General features: G+C 68.4%; 14 protein-coding genes. 9 read left to right on the top strand and 5 right to left on the bottom strand.

What is annotated here, in order from left to right; all coding sequences use genetic code 11:
- Positions 1 to 4 precede the first annotated feature (4 nt).
- The 5 genes from AB0F41_RS08400 to AB0F41_RS08380 all read left to right on the top strand — a co-directional run bounded on the left by AB0F41_RS08400 (position 5) and on the right by AB0F41_RS08380 (position 5500).
- Entirely contained in the window at positions 5 to 874 is an 870-nt protein-coding gene (locus AB0F41_RS08400) for a hypothetical protein (protein WP_357422110.1), read from the top strand.
- Positions 871 to 1905 carry a 2-oxoglutarate and iron-dependent oxygenase domain-containing protein gene (locus AB0F41_RS08395; protein ID WP_357422109.1) on the top strand — a complete coding sequence of 345 codons (1035 nt, stop codon included), beginning with the start codon at positions 871 to 873 and terminating at the stop codon, positions 1903 to 1905. Before AB0F41_RS08400 ends, AB0F41_RS08395 begins: the two co-directional genes overlap by 4 nt.
- A gap of 5 nt (positions 1906 to 1910) precedes the next feature.
- A complete protein-coding gene (locus tag AB0F41_RS08390; RefSeq protein ID WP_357422108.1) occupies positions 1911 to 3461 on the top strand; it encodes a cytosine permease in 1551 nt (516 codons plus the stop codon).
- Positions 3462 to 3629: 168 nt separating this feature from the next.
- Positions 3630 to 4760 (top strand): nucleotide pyrophosphatase/phosphodiesterase family protein, encoded by a 1131-nt coding sequence (locus AB0F41_RS08385; protein ID WP_357422107.1) that lies wholly within the window; start codon positions 3630 to 3632, stop codon positions 4758 to 4760.
- Between the two features lie 101 nt (positions 4761 to 4861).
- Positions 4862 to 5500 carry an MBL fold metallo-hydrolase gene (locus AB0F41_RS08380; protein WP_357422233.1) on the top strand — a complete coding sequence of 213 codons (639 nt, stop codon included), beginning with the start codon at positions 4862 to 4864 and terminating at the stop codon, positions 5498 to 5500.
- Between the two features lie 33 nt (positions 5501 to 5533).
- On the opposite strand, the gene AB0F41_RS08375 is transcribed toward AB0F41_RS08380, so the two are convergent.
- Positions 5534 to 6106 (bottom strand): TetR/AcrR family transcriptional regulator, encoded by a 573-nt coding sequence (locus tag AB0F41_RS08375; protein ID WP_357422106.1) that lies wholly within the window; start codon positions 6104 to 6106, stop codon positions 5534 to 5536.
- A 154-nt stretch (positions 6107 to 6260) separates the two neighbouring features.
- On the opposite strand from AB0F41_RS08375, the gene AB0F41_RS08370 reads away from it, so the two are divergent.
- Positions 6261 to 7814, top strand: coding sequence for an MFS transporter (locus tag AB0F41_RS08370; protein WP_357422105.1), 1554 nt, complete (start codon positions 6261 to 6263; stop codon positions 7812 to 7814).
- Between the two features lie 56 nt (positions 7815 to 7870).
- Here the strand turns inward: AB0F41_RS08370 and AB0F41_RS08365 are convergent, their stop codons facing one another.
- The 3 genes from AB0F41_RS08365 to AB0F41_RS08355 all read right to left on the bottom strand — a co-directional run bounded on the left by AB0F41_RS08365 (position 7871) and on the right by AB0F41_RS08355 (position 9704).
- Positions 7871 to 8206 (bottom strand): hypothetical protein, encoded by a 336-nt coding sequence (locus AB0F41_RS08365; RefSeq protein ID WP_357422104.1) that lies wholly within the window; start codon positions 8204 to 8206, stop codon positions 7871 to 7873.
- Positions 8207 to 8456: 250 nt separating this feature from the next.
- Positions 8457 to 8864, bottom strand: a complete 408-nt coding sequence (locus AB0F41_RS08360) for a hypothetical protein (RefSeq protein ID WP_357422103.1) — start codon at positions 8862 to 8864, stop codon at positions 8457 to 8459.
- A gap of 216 nt (positions 8865 to 9080) precedes the next feature.
- A complete protein-coding gene (locus AB0F41_RS08355) occupies positions 9081 to 9704 on the bottom strand; it encodes a TetR family transcriptional regulator (protein WP_357422102.1) in 624 nt (207 codons plus the stop codon).
- 94 nt (positions 9705 to 9798) lie between these two features.
- On the opposite strand from AB0F41_RS08355, the gene AB0F41_RS08350 reads away from it, so the two are divergent.
- On the top strand, positions 9799 to 10995 hold the full coding sequence (locus AB0F41_RS08350; protein ID WP_357422101.1) for an FAD-dependent monooxygenase: 1197 nt from the start codon (positions 9799 to 9801) through the stop codon (positions 10993 to 10995).
- A gap of 118 nt (positions 10996 to 11113) precedes the next feature.
- Positions 11114 to 12484, top strand: coding sequence for an acetamidase/formamidase family protein (locus AB0F41_RS08345; protein WP_357422100.1), 1371 nt, complete (start codon positions 11114 to 11116; stop codon positions 12482 to 12484).
- A 103-nt stretch (positions 12485 to 12587) separates the two neighbouring features.
- Here AB0F41_RS08345 and AB0F41_RS08340 read toward each other — a convergent pair whose 3' ends face one another.
- Positions 12588 to 13868 carry a Fic family protein gene (locus AB0F41_RS08340; protein ID WP_357422099.1) on the bottom strand — a complete coding sequence of 427 codons (1281 nt, stop codon included), beginning with the start codon at positions 13866 to 13868 and terminating at the stop codon, positions 12588 to 12590.
- 105 nt (positions 13869 to 13973) lie between these two features.
- On the opposite strand from AB0F41_RS08340, the gene AB0F41_RS08335 reads away from it, so the two are divergent.
- Positions 13974 to 14555 carry a class I SAM-dependent methyltransferase gene (locus AB0F41_RS08335; RefSeq protein WP_357422232.1) on the top strand — a complete coding sequence of 194 codons (582 nt, stop codon included), beginning with the start codon at positions 13974 to 13976 and terminating at the stop codon, positions 14553 to 14555.
- Positions 14556 to 14610 lie beyond the last annotated feature (55 nt).

Raw genomic sequence — 14610 nt, 5'->3', positions numbered from 1 at the left:
TCCGATGACGACCGCGAGACCCGTGCCCGGATGGCCCGTTGCCGCCCCGGCCACCGCACGAATTCCCGGACCCACCGAGCTGACCGGAGTCTGGCGGCGGACCTCCATCGAGTGGACCGACGGCACCCGGGACACTGCCACGGCCGTTACCTGGTTGCAGGCGGGCAGCCACTACGCCGACCTCCGCCGGCCGGCCCGCCGCCCCGACTTCGCGGCAGTGTCGTGCCTGCGGGAATTGACCCGTCCGCACCTCGAATGGCTCTCCCGCCAGGAAGGTTTCGCCGGAACACTCGCCGCCGATACCGGAAACCCGACGGTTTTCACGTGGGCGCGGCAGGTGGATATCGAACCGTTCCAGGCCGTCCCCGATACCGGGACCCTGCATATGGAAGCGGGCACGCTGGTCGAACGCGGTTGCCTCCAGCCGTATCTCGAGCGCTGGCAGCGGGACCCGCCGGATGACCCGGCGCCGGTCGCGGCGTTGACCCTGATCGAACCCGATACCGGACGACGCGGATACCTGTTGCGCGCCGGTGCCGATTACGCCTACGTGCGGGACCGGCTTCCTGTCCACACTCGCGAACCCGGCCTGCCCCGGGCCGTGGCCGTGGCGGGCCTGGTGGAAGCACAGGACCTGGTCGATATCGAGATCTCGATCGGCCGCGTGCAGGCCGGTTGGCCGATCATTCACTCCAGTCTGCCGTTCCGCGAGAACCACCGCCTCGACCCGCGCCTCGACCCCGGCGCAGCCCTGCTGCACACCGGCGATATGAGCGCGTCCGGCCGGGCGACCGGCCGGGTCTGGACCGTCACCGATACCCGCGGCGACCTCCGGAACTTCCCTCTGTTCGGCAACGAAAGGCCTCACGCATGACCGGCACCACCGATTTCTCGGCCCTTCCCGTCATCGATATCGGACCACTGATCCACGGCAGCGACGACGACAGGGCCGTCGTCGCGGCACAGCTCGGCGACGCGGCCCGCAACGTCGGCTTCATGTACCTGACGGGAACCGGGATCGGGCAGCGTCTGGTCGACTCGCTGCGGGCGGCGGCCGCACGGTTCTTCGCGCTGCCGTTCGACGAGAAGATGGCCGTCTACATCGGGAACTCCACGAACCATCGCGGCTACGTCCCCGAAGGTGAGGAGGTGTTCGCCGGTGGCGGAGTCGACAAGAAGGAGGCCTACGACCTCAGTCTCGAACTACCGGCCGACGATCCGCGCTACCTGGCCGGGAACCCACTGCTCGGCCCCAACCAGTGGCCCGATCTCCCGGGCTTCACCGAAGCCGTATCCGCGTACTACTCCGCGGTTTTCGAGCTCGGCCGGACGGTATTGCGCGGATTCGCCCTGGCTCTGGGCCGGCCCGCGACCTATTTCGACCATTACGTCACCGAACCCCCCTCACAGCTGCGTCTGCTGCACTATCCGGAGGATCTGGACGCCGTCGACCGGCTGGGGATCGGCGCGCACACCGACTACGAATGCTTCACCATCCTGAAACCGACCGCCCCCGGCCTGGAGGTGCTCAACGGCGCAGGCGTGTGGATCGACGCACCGCCCGTACCTGATGCCTTCGTCCTCAATATCGGCGACATGCTGGAGCTGTGGACCAACGGTGAATTCGTCGCCACCACCCATCGCGTCCGCAAGGTCACCAGTGAGCGGTATTCGTTCCCGCTGTTCTTCAGCGTCGACTACGACACCGTCGTCGAGCCGCTACCGGAATTCGTCACCCCCGAACGCCCCGCCCGCGCGCCACTGATCGCGGGCGAACATCTGCACGCGCAGACCGCGCAGAGTTTCACCTATCTCCGGAACCGCCTCGCCGAAGGCGACCTCAGGCTGCCCGACGGCGCGCTGGCCCTGTCCTCGTTCGGCCATACCGCACGCCTTGGAGCCTGATCGCGATGTCCACCGAAACCACCGCCCCCGCCGGACCCACGGCAACCACCGGAAACACAGCGACCACCGAGCCCCCGGGCACCACGCTCGATCCGCAGTTCTTCGCCGACCGGATGGGCCGGATCGAACGCTGCGGTATCGAATACATCCCTGAGGACAACCGCAAATCCACACCCCGCAACCTGACCGCGATCCTGTTCGGTAGCAGCCTCGCGCTGAGCGTCATCATCATCGGCGCGTTCCCGGTGACCTTCGGCCTGAGCTTCTGGCAGGCCGCCACCTCCGTCGCCGCCGGCACGCTGCTCGGGGCGATCCTGCTGGCCCCCATGGGACTGATGGGTCCGCGGACCGGTACCAACAATCCGGTGGCCAGCGGCGCCTTCTTCGGTGTCGCCGGCCGGCTGATCGGTTCACTGCTCGAGGCGACAGCCGCGCTGGCCTTCGCCGCACTCAGCATCTGGACCGGCGGTGACGCGCTGGCCGGTGCGCTGGTCACGGTCTTCCATCTCGACGACACCACTGTCCCCCGGCTGGTCGCCTACGCCGTACTCGCGGTGATCGTCACGGCCATCTCCGTACTCGGTCACGCGAATATGGTCGCCGCCCAGCGCTTCATGATCCCGACGGCGGGGCTGTGCCTGCTGCTCGGCCTGTTCGCCTACGGCGGCGATTTCGACCCCTCCTACGCGGGGACCGGCGAGTACGTCTTCGGTTCGGCGACCGCCACCTGGATGGCGTCGTTCCTGATCACCACCTCGACGATCTCCTCTCTCGGCCCCTACGCCGGTGACTGGACCCGGCACATCACGCCACGACTGCACAGTGACCGGGCGATCACCCTCGCGCTGTTCCTCGGCGCGCTGTGCATGGGCATCCCCATGCTGTGGGGCACCTTCACCGCGACCGCCGTCCTCGGCGGCGGGGCGGTGACCGCCGCCGATCCCTATGTTCTCGGGCTGGTCGCGGGAGCGCCCGCATGGTTCGTCCCCGCCGTCCTGTACCTCGGTCTCGCCTCGGGTACCGCGCAGGCGGTGATCAACACCTACGGCACCGGACTCGACACCTCCTCGATCATTCCCCGGCTGAATCGGGTCCAGGCGACTCTGGTCGCGTGCGGGGTATCGGCCGCGCTGGTGTACGTCGGGCATTTCTATTCGGCGATCGTCGCGGGTATCAGCGTGTTCCTCCAGGTCCTCACCTGTTTCTCGCTGCCCTGGATCGTGATCGTCGCGATCGGGCACTTCTACCGCCGCGGTTACTACGATGTCGCGGCGCTCCAGGTGTTCAACCAGCGCCGCCGGGGCGGAATCTACTGGTTCACCGCCGGATTCAATCTGCGCGGTCTGCTGGTGTGGTGCGCGGCGGCGGCGGTCGGGCTGCTGTGCTCGAGCAATGCCTGGTTCGTCGGCCCGGGAGCCGAACTGTTCGGCGGTATCGACCTCGGCTTCCTCATCGCGGGCGTGCTCGCTGCGGTCCTGTATCCCCTCGCCCTGATCCGCTATCCGGAATCGGAAGAGGTCTACGGGGATCGGAAACCGGCGCCCACCGCGCGCTAGCGCACAGAGTCACCGCGCGGTAGCGCACAGAGTCACCGCGCGGTAGCGCACACCCACTCCGGTGTAGCGCGAATCCCGCTGCCGAATCGGTGGTGCGGCGGACCCGCCCGCCGCACCACCTCTGAATTCTGTTCCTCCGGCAGCGCCGATCCAGCACCATAGGAGGCGATGCCGTACACACTCGCCGATATCCTGCCGTCCGTCACCGCGTCCTTCGGATCCGATCTGCCCGGCCCCCTGGCGCTCGCCCCCAATCGCGACGTCGTGGTGCTGCTGATAGACGGGCTGGGCGCCGAACTCCTCGCCCGGCACCCGGATATCGCGCCCACCCTGACCGCGCGGATCACCACCACACTCACCGCCGGGTTCCCCGCGACCACCGCGACCAGCCTCAGCAGCCTGGCTCTCGGCGCCCCCTGTGCGACGCACGGCATCATCGGATACAGCTTCGCCCTGCCCGATACCGGCGGTATGCGGTTGTTCAACGCGCTGCGCTGGCGGTTCGACTCCGCGACCGGCGACGATGCCCGGGAGGCCTTCCCGCCGGAAACGGCGCAGCCGAGAACCAGCCTGCTCCAGGACCTCGCCGCGCGAGGTGTGGAGGTGCACTATGTGGTCCCGGAGTATCAGATCCGTTCCGGCCTGACCCGCGCCTCGTTCCGGGCCTCCGGCACCCTGCATCCGGCCGCCACACTCGACGAGGTGCGCACCGGAATACTCGAGGTCGCCTGCCATCCGGGTACCGGATCGCGGTTCGCCTACGCCTATTTCCCCGATCTGGATTCCACCGGCCACCTCTACGGACCCGAATCGCCGGAAGCGCTGGCGGTCCTGCGGGATATCGACGCCTTCGCGGCGGACCTGCTCACCGGACTACCGGACACCTGCACACTGCTGATCACCGGCGATCACGGAATGATCCACGCCGATCACGTGGTCGATCTCGACGCGCGCACGGAGTTGCACCGCGATATCCGGCTGATCGCGGGTGAGGCGCGGGTACGCCATATCTACCTCGACCGTCCCGGTGCCAGGGCCGACGTACTGGCCCGGTGGACCGCCGAACTCGCCGCCGACGCGCGCGTGGTGAGCCGTGAACAGGCACTCGACGAGCACTGGTTCGGCCCGACCCCGCCCGATCCGGTGATCGCGGCCCGGGTCGGCGACCTCCTCGCCGTCGCCTCGGGCCGCACGGTGCTGGTGCGGCCGGAGCACGAACCGCTGGAGTCGGCGATGGTGGGTCATCACGGGGCGTGGACCCCCGACGAACAGCTGGTCCCGCTCATATCCTCGCGCTGACCCCGGCCCGCACCAACCCTTGACCCCAAGGGTTATTGAGGTTTTAGCGTCGGAATATGCGAACAGAATCCACACCGACAGCCGCAACCGAGGCCACGACCCTGCGACAGGTATTCCCCGACCTGTGGGAGACCCGGGAATTCGCGGTTCCGCAGGGTCCACGCACCCACGCCTACCTCTGGACCCCGCTCACCGGACAGAACATCCTCTTCTACTCCCCCGGCGACGACCGGGATTTCGACGGACTCGCACAACTCGGCGGTGTGGGTCGCCACTACCTCAGCCATCAGGACGAGGCCGGGCCGATGCTGCGCGCGGTGGCCGGACGTTTCGGCAGCCGCCTGCACGCCCCGGCCGCAGAAGCCGACGCGATCGGCGCTTTCGCCCCGATCGATGTACCGCTCGCCGGCCGGTCCGTGGACGACGCGGGCATCGAAGTGATCCCCACACCCGGCCATTCCCCCGGCAGCACCAGCTACCTGGTGCCCGGCCACGGCGGCCGTGCCTACCTGTTCACCGGCGACACGCTGCTGCGCTACGCCGACGGCAGCTGGCGGACGGGCTATATCCCGGGTTACAGCGATAAGGAGGGTCTGCACGCGGCCTTGGACATCTTCGCCACCCTGACACCGGATGTGGTGGTGTCCAGCGCCTTCGTCGCCGGGGCCGCTGCCGTTCACGAGGTGGCGCCCGGCACCTGGTCGGGCTACCTGGACCAGGCGCGGGCCGGACTGGCGTAGACCCGCGCGCAACTCGGCGGCGGGCGGCAACGCTCATTCCTCCGGACGTGGATTCCGGTCCGGGTGCGACTCCAGGATCGGCAGCGTGAATCGCCGCAGCAGCTCGGCTTCGATATCCGGGTCGGCCGGCCACAGCAGCAGCGACAGCACAGTGCGGATGAGCCAGGCGGCGGCGACCGGGTCGTCGCGCAGGCCGATGAAATCGGCGGCGATATCCAGCAGAGCCGGTGAGGCGGCGAAAGTGGTGACCGCGCGGGCGCCGGGATCGGATTCGAGAAAGGCCATGAGCACCGGATCGGCGCGGATCTCCCGGATCGCGACGGTGAGCACGGTGTGGACACGGTCCGCGCCGGTGCGGTCGCTGACGGCTTCGTCGACGACCGCGGTGATTCGCGTGGCGGCCCGGGCCATCACGGTTTCCCGCAGCCGCGTCTTGCCGCCGGTGTGCCGGTAGACCGTCGCGCGGGAGCAGTGCGCGCGCCGCGCCACGGCGTCGATATCGAAATGGTCGAACCCGTGCCGGGCGATCAGATCGGCCGCCGCGGCGTAGATGTGATCGGCGGCGGTTTCGTGGCGGTCGGTGCCCAGCAGCCAGTCGATTGCCATATCTCAGTATGAGACGAAACCACTCGTCGAATACCGGAAATGCACAGGTGGAGACTGATCGGTGAGACAACCGGAAGCCTGACCCCGATACTTTTCGTATCGACATCGGTCGCAAGCCTTGCCGGGGGGAATCGGCTGGGCGAGCGTTGGGCCCATGCAGGATCTCGGTGACATCGCGTCCACCATGCCCCCGGCGCCGGCTGCCGCGTCGCCCTGGGCGCAGCGGCGCACCCTGATCGTGGCCTGCTCGGCGGTATCCCTGGTCATCGCCACCATGGCCGCTCTCTACACCGCGCTCCCGCGGATAGTCGTCGACACCGGAGCCGGTCAGACCCAGGCGGCGTGGATCATCGACAGCTACACCCTCGCCCTGGCCTGCCTGGTCCTCCCGGCCGGCGCGATCGGCGACCGGTACGGCCGGCGCCTCGTGCTGATCCTCGGGCTCATCGTGTTCTGCGCCGCCTCCGCTGTATGCCTGGCGACCCTGGACGCCGAGGTGCTGATCGCCGCGCGCACGGTGGCCGGCATCGGCGCGGCACTGGTCATGCCCTCGACGCTGTCCCTGCTCACAGCCGGATTTCCCCCGGACGCCGTCGGACGCGCGATCGGATACTGGGCCGGATGCGCGGGTACCGGGGGCCTGCTGGGGCTGGTCGGTTCCGGTGTGCTGCTGCAGTGGTGGTCCTGGCAGTCGATCTTCGTCGTGATGACCGTGAGCGCCGTCGTGCTGATCGCCGCCGCCTGCACCGTCCCCGAATCTCGCAGCGCCGACCGGCAACGATTCGATCTGCCGGGCACGCTGACGATCGTCGTGGCGATCGCGGCGTTCGTCGCGGCGCTCATCGAGGTCGCCGAACGGGACTGGACCGACCCCTACATCCTGACCGGGTTCGCCGTCGCCGCGGCTGCCGCGGCGCTGTTCGTGATCGTGGAACTGCGGGTGCGCAGCCCGCTACTCGATCTGCGGCTGTTCGCGCGCCGCCAGTTCGCCGGCGGCGCGGCTTCGGTGACCGTTCAGTTCCTGGCCACTTTCGGAATGTTCCTCGTCACGGTGCAGTACCTGCAGCTGGTTCTCGGATACAGTCCGCTGAAATCCGCCCTGGCGTGCCTGCCGATGGGCGCGCCCCTGGTGGTGCTGTCCCAGTTCACCCCGGGCCTGGCCGCGCGCTACGGATTACGCCTGCTCACCGTGACCGGACTGGCCGTGATCGCCGGGGCCATGCTGCTCCTGAGCCACGTGACGCCGGAAGCCGGCTATCCCGGCATCCTGATCCCACTGCTGCTGATGAGCATCGGACTCGGCCTGACCGCCGCACCGGCGACCGCCGCGATCATGAACGGCAGCCCCGCCGATAAACACGGCGTCGCCGCGGCGGTCAACGACGCCACCCGGGAGATCGGCGCCGCGATCGGAATCGCCCTCGCCGGAACAGTCCTCGCTTCCGGCTACCGCAGCGCTATCGATCCCGTCCTGCCCCGCATACCCGAACCGGCCCGCGAACCGCTGGCCCATTCCCTCGCCGCCACCGCCCAACTCGCCGAACAGGCGGGCCCGCAGGCTCAGCCGCTACTCGACCTCGCCCGCGACGCCTTCGTCCACGGGGTGCAGAACACCAGCCTCCTGCTGGCGGGTATCTGTTTCACCGCCGCCGTCGCACTCGCGATCCTGGCGCCCGGCAGACAGCGGCCGTCCGATCCGGACTTGTGAATCGCCGCTGCTCGACCGGCGGATACCGCCGGTCGAGCAGCGACCGGTCCACGGGATCAGGGCACGACGGTCACACTGACGCCGGGCGGTGCGGCCACCGGCTCGTCGATGATCACGCGCAGCGTGGAACCGGGCGCCAGCGCGGCCCGCCCTGCGTATTCGGCGACGCTCTCCCCGAGACGCTGCTTGGCCTCCGGGGTGAAATTGGGCGGAAGTGCGCCCAGTACCGGACCGAGGTTCAAGCCGGCGATCGCCCGGGCCTCGGCGTCGGTGAAGTTCACCGTGACCGCTTTCGGCGAGGGGGTCACCGACAACGCCGAGGCCGTACCGCTACCGAGAACAAGGCAGCCGATCGGGGCGGCGAGGGCGATCAGCGGGGTGAGGGGTCTCACGGAATCGATCTCCTTACTTTCTTCGAATTGCATTTCTGCACTGGATGCTTCGCGCCGGAATCGGTTCGGCGCCCGGCGGCCCGAATGCTCGGCACGCCGGTTCTCACGCACGGGTCGGCCGTGCCGGGAGTTCGAGAGGATGTCTCCGGCGGCCGTTCATCGCGTATGAGCGGACGGTGCGCCGGAATTCACCGGAATCGGAGAATGTTCGACGGCCGGAGCGAGCGGTTCCCCACCGGCCGCCCGCGGGTCAGCGGCGGCAGACGCAGAGACGGAGTAACAGCACCGTTCCGGTCGCGGCGGCGCGGTGGCCGGGCAGCGGGACGCGTGAATTCCGAGGCGCGGAGCATGCCGCGCCCAGCAGTAGACCAGCGAGGAGTAACGCCACGGCCCACAGGTGATCCACTCGCGGCCGGACCGCCGGAGCGCGCAGGCACGCGTACGGGCAGTGCGCCGCGTGCCGCTCCGAATCCGCCGGATCCGATGGTGCCGCACGGACCTGGTAGTCCGCTGTGATGGCCGGCGCGGCGATCGCAACCTGCTGCACCTGAACAATTTCGGATGCAGAACTATCGCGGGCCTCGAGTGCCGGGACGACCGCGGCGAGCACGAGCAGCAGTACCTGCACCAGGCTCGGCCGCCGCGCCATACGAGTCACAGCCGCCGATCCTAGGCGACGACCGAGACATCCGGACAATCACCCCATTACCGACACTGGGAACGAATCCTTCTCTGCCCCAACGGGAACCGGCACGTACCGCTCCCGCCAACCGGCCGGGAGACCTCCCGGCACCCGGCATCCGGCCAGGCCATCGGAAGCAAGAGCAATCGGCCGAGGGGCGGCGCGCTCGTCACACGCGGGTATACCGACCCCTCACCGGGAGTCGGCGCGGGCGGGCGGCTCCGCGGGTCCGGCCGGAACGCAGCATGCGATCAGCCCGGCGACCGCTCGCCGCATTCGCGCCCGGATATCCGTCTCGGGGCGGGAGGTGAGGACGAGATGGTGGAATGTGCCCACCAGCGCCAGGGACAGCAGTTCCGGGTCCGCCGCGGCGCCGAGCCGGCCGAGCTGCTGCTCGGCGGCGAGATAGGCGGTGACGGCCACCTCGATCGCCTCCAGCCCGGCCGTCTCGTCGCCGAGTACCGCATGGACCTTTTCGGCGAGTTCCGGTCGCGCGACGAGTAGCCGGACGAACGCCCGCAGCCGCGGCGGGGTCGAGAGGACCGCATCGCACACATTGGTGGCGATATCTCCCATACCGGCCCGTTCCGGAAGCCCGGCAACTCCGGCCGAGATGAGGAAGGCGCGGTCCACGGCGTAGCCGGCCAGGAAATCCTCGAGATCGGCGAAATGCGCGTACAGCAGGCCGGTGGCGACTCCCGCCTCCGCCGTGACGGCTCGACCGCTGAGCCGGCTCGGACCGTCGCGGACGATCACGCGTTCGACGGCGGCGAACAGTTGCTGCCTGACTTCCGGAATGGCGACACCTCTGGGCACCTCTCCGAGTCTACGGAACTTGCCGCCAGTATGAGCATATGCTCATACTGGAGTTTGAGCGAGTGCTCATACTCGCCCGGACTAGGAGTGGACAGTGACGAACGAGGCGATATCCACCGGCACACCGGCACGAAAGGCAGTCGTGGCAGGCGCCGGGATCGCCGGTCTGGCCACCGCCCTGCGCCTGCACCGATCGGGCTGGCAGGTGCTGGTTGTGGAGCGATCCCCGGTTCGCCGCGGCGGCGGCTACCTGGTGAACCTCCTCGGCCGCGGCTACGACGCCGCCGACGACCTCGGCCTGCTACCCGGCCTGCGCGACCGTGATCTGGGTGTATTCACCTCGATCCTCGTCGCGGCCGACGGCCGGCGGAAGTTCGTGGTACCGGCGGCGTTCGCCCGGGCCGCGCTGGGCCCCCGGGCGCTCACCGTATTCCGCGGCGATCTGGAATCCGCCCTGTACGAGGCGGCGAGCACGGTCGCCGATATCCGGTTCGGAACCACGGTGCGCACCGTCGAGCAGGATCATGACGAGGTGCGGGTCGAGTTGAGCGACGGCACCTCCGAATCCGCGGACCTGCTGGTCGGCGCGGACGGATTGCATTCCGGGGTGCGAAGTGCTGCCTTCGGACCCGAATCCGGCTTCCGGGTGGACCTCCGGCACATCGTCGGGGCCTTTCCGCTGAGCCGGACTCCCCACGACGTGCCGGAGAATTCGGGCACCACCTTCATCGGGCCCGGCCGGACCGCGGCGGTGATCAACCTGGGACCCGGACGATCCTCGGCCTTCTTCACCTACCGCACCGCCGATCCCGCGGCCGAACTCGCGGCCGGGCCGGTATCCGCTCTCACCGCGGCCTTCGGCGATGTGGGAGGCGGTGTCCCCGACGCACTCGGCCAATTGGCGCAAGCTCCGGCCGGGGCCTACTTCGATTCGGTGAGTCAGGTGGTGGCGGACTCGTGGAGTCGCGGCCGGGTCGTGCTGGTGGGCGACGCGGCCTGGTGCGTCACCCTGTTCGCAGGTCACGGTGCGGCCCTGGCACTCGCCGGTGCCGGGGAACTCGGTACCGCACTGGACGAACACCCCGGCGATATCCCGGCGGCGCTCGCGCACTGGGAGAAACAGCTGCGCCCCGAGGTCACCGAACGACAGGCGCTGGCGCGGCGGGGTATGGGTCAGTACGCCCCGCCCACCCGCGCGCATATCTGGGCACGCGATCTGATGCTCCGCACGATCACATTGCCGGGAATCCGCGGCTTGGCCGCGCGGTCCATGCAGCGCGCGAGCCGATGACCCGTCTTATGCCGCATCTCGCACCGGGCGAATATCCACCGCAATGGATAAGAAACACCGGCGAAATTTTGTCTCGATAGTTTCCGGACGCTCGACCAGCTGATTTCCGGAGGTACCGATGACCGATTTCCTCGCGCGCGACGCCGCCGAAACCCTGACGCGCGCCCTGGGCCGGCGCGGATTCCTCCGGGCGGCGGCCGCGGTCGGCGCCGTGGGCGCGGCGGCCACCGCGACCGCCTGCACCACCGGCGGCGGGGCCACCGACCCGGTTTCGACCTCCTCGCCCGCCGTACCGTTCAGCGGCGGTGTCCCGATCCTGCAGCCCGGCCAGGGCGATATCCCCGGCGACCACTACCTGCGCTCGGAGGTGGAGCAGGTGCTGTGGGGCTATGTGCCCAATGTCCACAGCAAGGAAGTGCTGCGGATGAAATCCGGTGAGACGGTCACTATCGATGCCGTCTCGCATGAGGGCATCCTCGAAGATCAGGGACGTGACCCGGTGGCGTACTTCGGCGCGAAGGGCGTGGCGAAAAGCGATGTGCTCGCGGATGCCGTCGCGATCGCCGACGGCTACGACCGCACACCCCGGGATTTCGACAAGGACGGCCCCCATATCGTCACCGGCCCGGTTTTCGTCGAAGGCGCCCGGCCCGGCGATGTCCTGAAGATCGAAACCCTCGCCGCCGTACCGCGGGTGCCCTACGGCGTGGTGTCGAGCCGGCACGGCAAGGGCGCACTGGCCCGCACCGCCAACGGCGAGGCACCGGCCGGTATTTCCCTGGACGAGGTCATGCCGCCGGTGGCGACCGATCGGCGCCCCACCGGCGACCCGCGCGACTACGGCAACGTCTCCACCTTCACCGCCATCGAAGAAGGCCTGGGCGTCATGCCCTTCGGTGACGCGAAAGTGCGGTTCCCGCTGCGACCGTTCATGGGCATGATGGGCGTGGCCTTCTCCCCGGATACCGACCCGAAAGCCGCCTCCGCCAACTCGATCCCCCCGACCCGCGGCGGCGGCAATATCGATATCCGGCTGCTGGGCGCCGGATCGGCCTTCTACCTGCCGATTTTCGCCGAAGGCGCGCTGTTCTACGTCGGCGACCCCCATATGGCGATGGGTGACGGCGAAGCCGCGCTCACCGCGATGGAGGGCTCGTTGCGCGGCACCTTCCGGCTCACCGTCTGCAAACCCGGCTCCGGAGACGCACCCGAGGTCGCGTACAAATACCCGTTCGGCGAGACCGCGGAGTCCTGGATCCCCATCGGCCTGTCCGACCCCGACGGTTCCCAGAACGGTCAGTCCAGCGATCTGAACGTCGCCATGCGCCGTGCGGTGGTCAACGCTCTCGATTTCCTGGAACAGGAGAAGGGGATGGATCGGGCGACCGCGTACGCGTACCTCTCCGCCGCGGCCGATTTCACCGTTTCCCAGGTCGTGGATCGCACCGTCGGTGTGCACGGCCAGATCTACAAATCCCACTTCGCCTAACCGGCCGCGGGTCAGCCGACGATCGCAACACCACGACGCCGCAGCCGGTCCCAACGCATCCGGGTGAGCCCCACATCGGCAGCTCGGGCGTCCACCGAAGGTGCTACGGCGTCGCGCGGCGCGGTACCGGACGCTCCGGAGCCGAGACCCGGGTATCTCCACCGGGACTCGCCATGCGGCGCTCCAGGTCGGTGAAAGCGCCGATGACCTCCGGACATTCGAATGCCCTGTTACGGCGACCGACGGTGAGCTGGCGCAGGATTCCCGCATCGACCAACCGCGTAACAGCGGTGTTCGCGGCGGGAAAGCTACGCCCGGCGAGCGCCGCCGCCGTAGCAACGGTGAGAATCGGCGCGCCCACCAGTTTCTTCAGCAGGAGATCGAGCGCAGACCCGGCCCGCACCGGCGCCAGCCGGGTACGCCATTGCGCTTCCAGCCCTGACGCCCGCTCTTCGAAGGATGCCGCGTCCTCGGCCGCACGGGCACACGCCGCGGCGAATCGCGCGACCCAGATGTTCAGGCCCTCCAGCGCCTCCGCCGAATCGGCTCGACCGGTATACCTGAAACGCTCGAGGCCGTCGATGTAGCTGTCACTCCAGGTGGCCAGGATCAACGACACCGGCGCCACCGACCGCTCCACCACACCGCGACGGCGTAGCACGAGATGGATCAACGCTCTCCCGGTTCGCCCGTTGCCGTCCACGAATGGATGGATCGTCTCGAACTGGGCGTGCGCGATCGCCGCTTGTACAACAGCCGGCAGGTCGTCCCGATTGCAGAATTCGATCAGATCGCGCATCAATTCGGCCACGTGTTCCGGAGGCGGCGGGACGAATTCCGCGGCGCAGGGATTGAAGGAGCTGCCGCCGATCCAGTTCTGGACTCCACGCAATTGCCCGCCGTGATGAGAGAGCCGGGTTCCGGCAAGCAACCGGCGGTGGATCTCCAGCAGAACCTCGCCGGTGATGGCCTCCCCGTTCCCGATCGCTCCGGTGGCAACGGCCATGGCATCGATATTCGCCAGAACTTCGGCAGCCGTCAAATCGGCAATTTCGCCTTCGAGTTCCCGGGCCGCCTCGGCTCGCAGCAGGCGACGAGCTCCGATTTCCAACCCCTCGATGCGCGAGGAGGCGATGGCTTCCGCGCGTAGTAGCAGCCGAGACAGAGCTTCGGTCTCGACCAGCGCCTTCGCTTCCTTGTCGAGCCTGGTCATCGCCACTTCCGCATCCACCACATCGGCTGCGGTATCGGCGGTAAGAGTGACCGGACGGGTCATCAGCGGGTCGGGCAGGTACGCGTGAAAGTTCCCCGAAGCCCGGTCTCGCCGGGAGAGTCCGCCGCCGTCGGGGTCGCCGACCCAGCGCAGTTGCACAAGCTTGGCCATCGCACCTCCTTATTAAAGTTTAATCCATAAACTTTAATAAGGAGCGGCGTTATTGAAGTGTCGCCCGATTCCGGTGCGTTACCGGCAAGGCCCTGCTGATCCTGCCTGGCGCTCCTGGACCGGCTGCGCCGGCCGACCTGGGGCCGGATCCGGCGGGCCGCCGATCTCGGCTGCGGAACCGGCCGTACCGCCGCGTGGCTCCGGCGGCACAGCGATGCCCGAATCGACGGAATAGATCTCAGCGAGGGAATGCTCGCCCGGGCCCGCGACCGGGGTGCGCACGACTCGCTGACGCTGGGCGATGTCCGTGCGACCGGATTTCCGACGGCCTCCTACGACCTCGTCATCGCTTCGCTGATCGACGAGCATCTGCCCGATCTCACACCGTTCTACGCCGAAGGCCGCCGACTGATCGCTCCCGGCGGCATATTCGTACTGGTCAGCTATCACCCGCAGTTCATGATGGTCAGCGGTATGCCGACCCACTACACCGACGGCAACGGTGAACCCCTCGCGATATCCACCCACCTGCACAACCTCAGCGACCATGTGACCGCGGGGGTCGGGGCCGGTTGGCAGCTCGCCGAACTCACCGAATCCGCGATAGACGACACCTGGATCGCCGCCAAACCCACCTGGGCAGCACTCCGGGGTCACCCTTTCACCATGGCCTCGGTCTGGATCTAGATCCAGCCTTTCCCAGCCTCGCTGATCGCTATTTCACGATCAAGACTGTCGCAGC

It is taken from the genome of Nocardia sp. NPDC024068 (assembly GCF_040638875.1).
Classification (GTDB): domain Bacteria; phylum Actinomycetota; class Actinomycetes; order Mycobacteriales; family Mycobacteriaceae; genus Nocardia.
The sequence above is the reverse complement of the archived record's forward strand: the minus strand, read 5'-3'. Positions and strand labels throughout refer to the sequence as shown.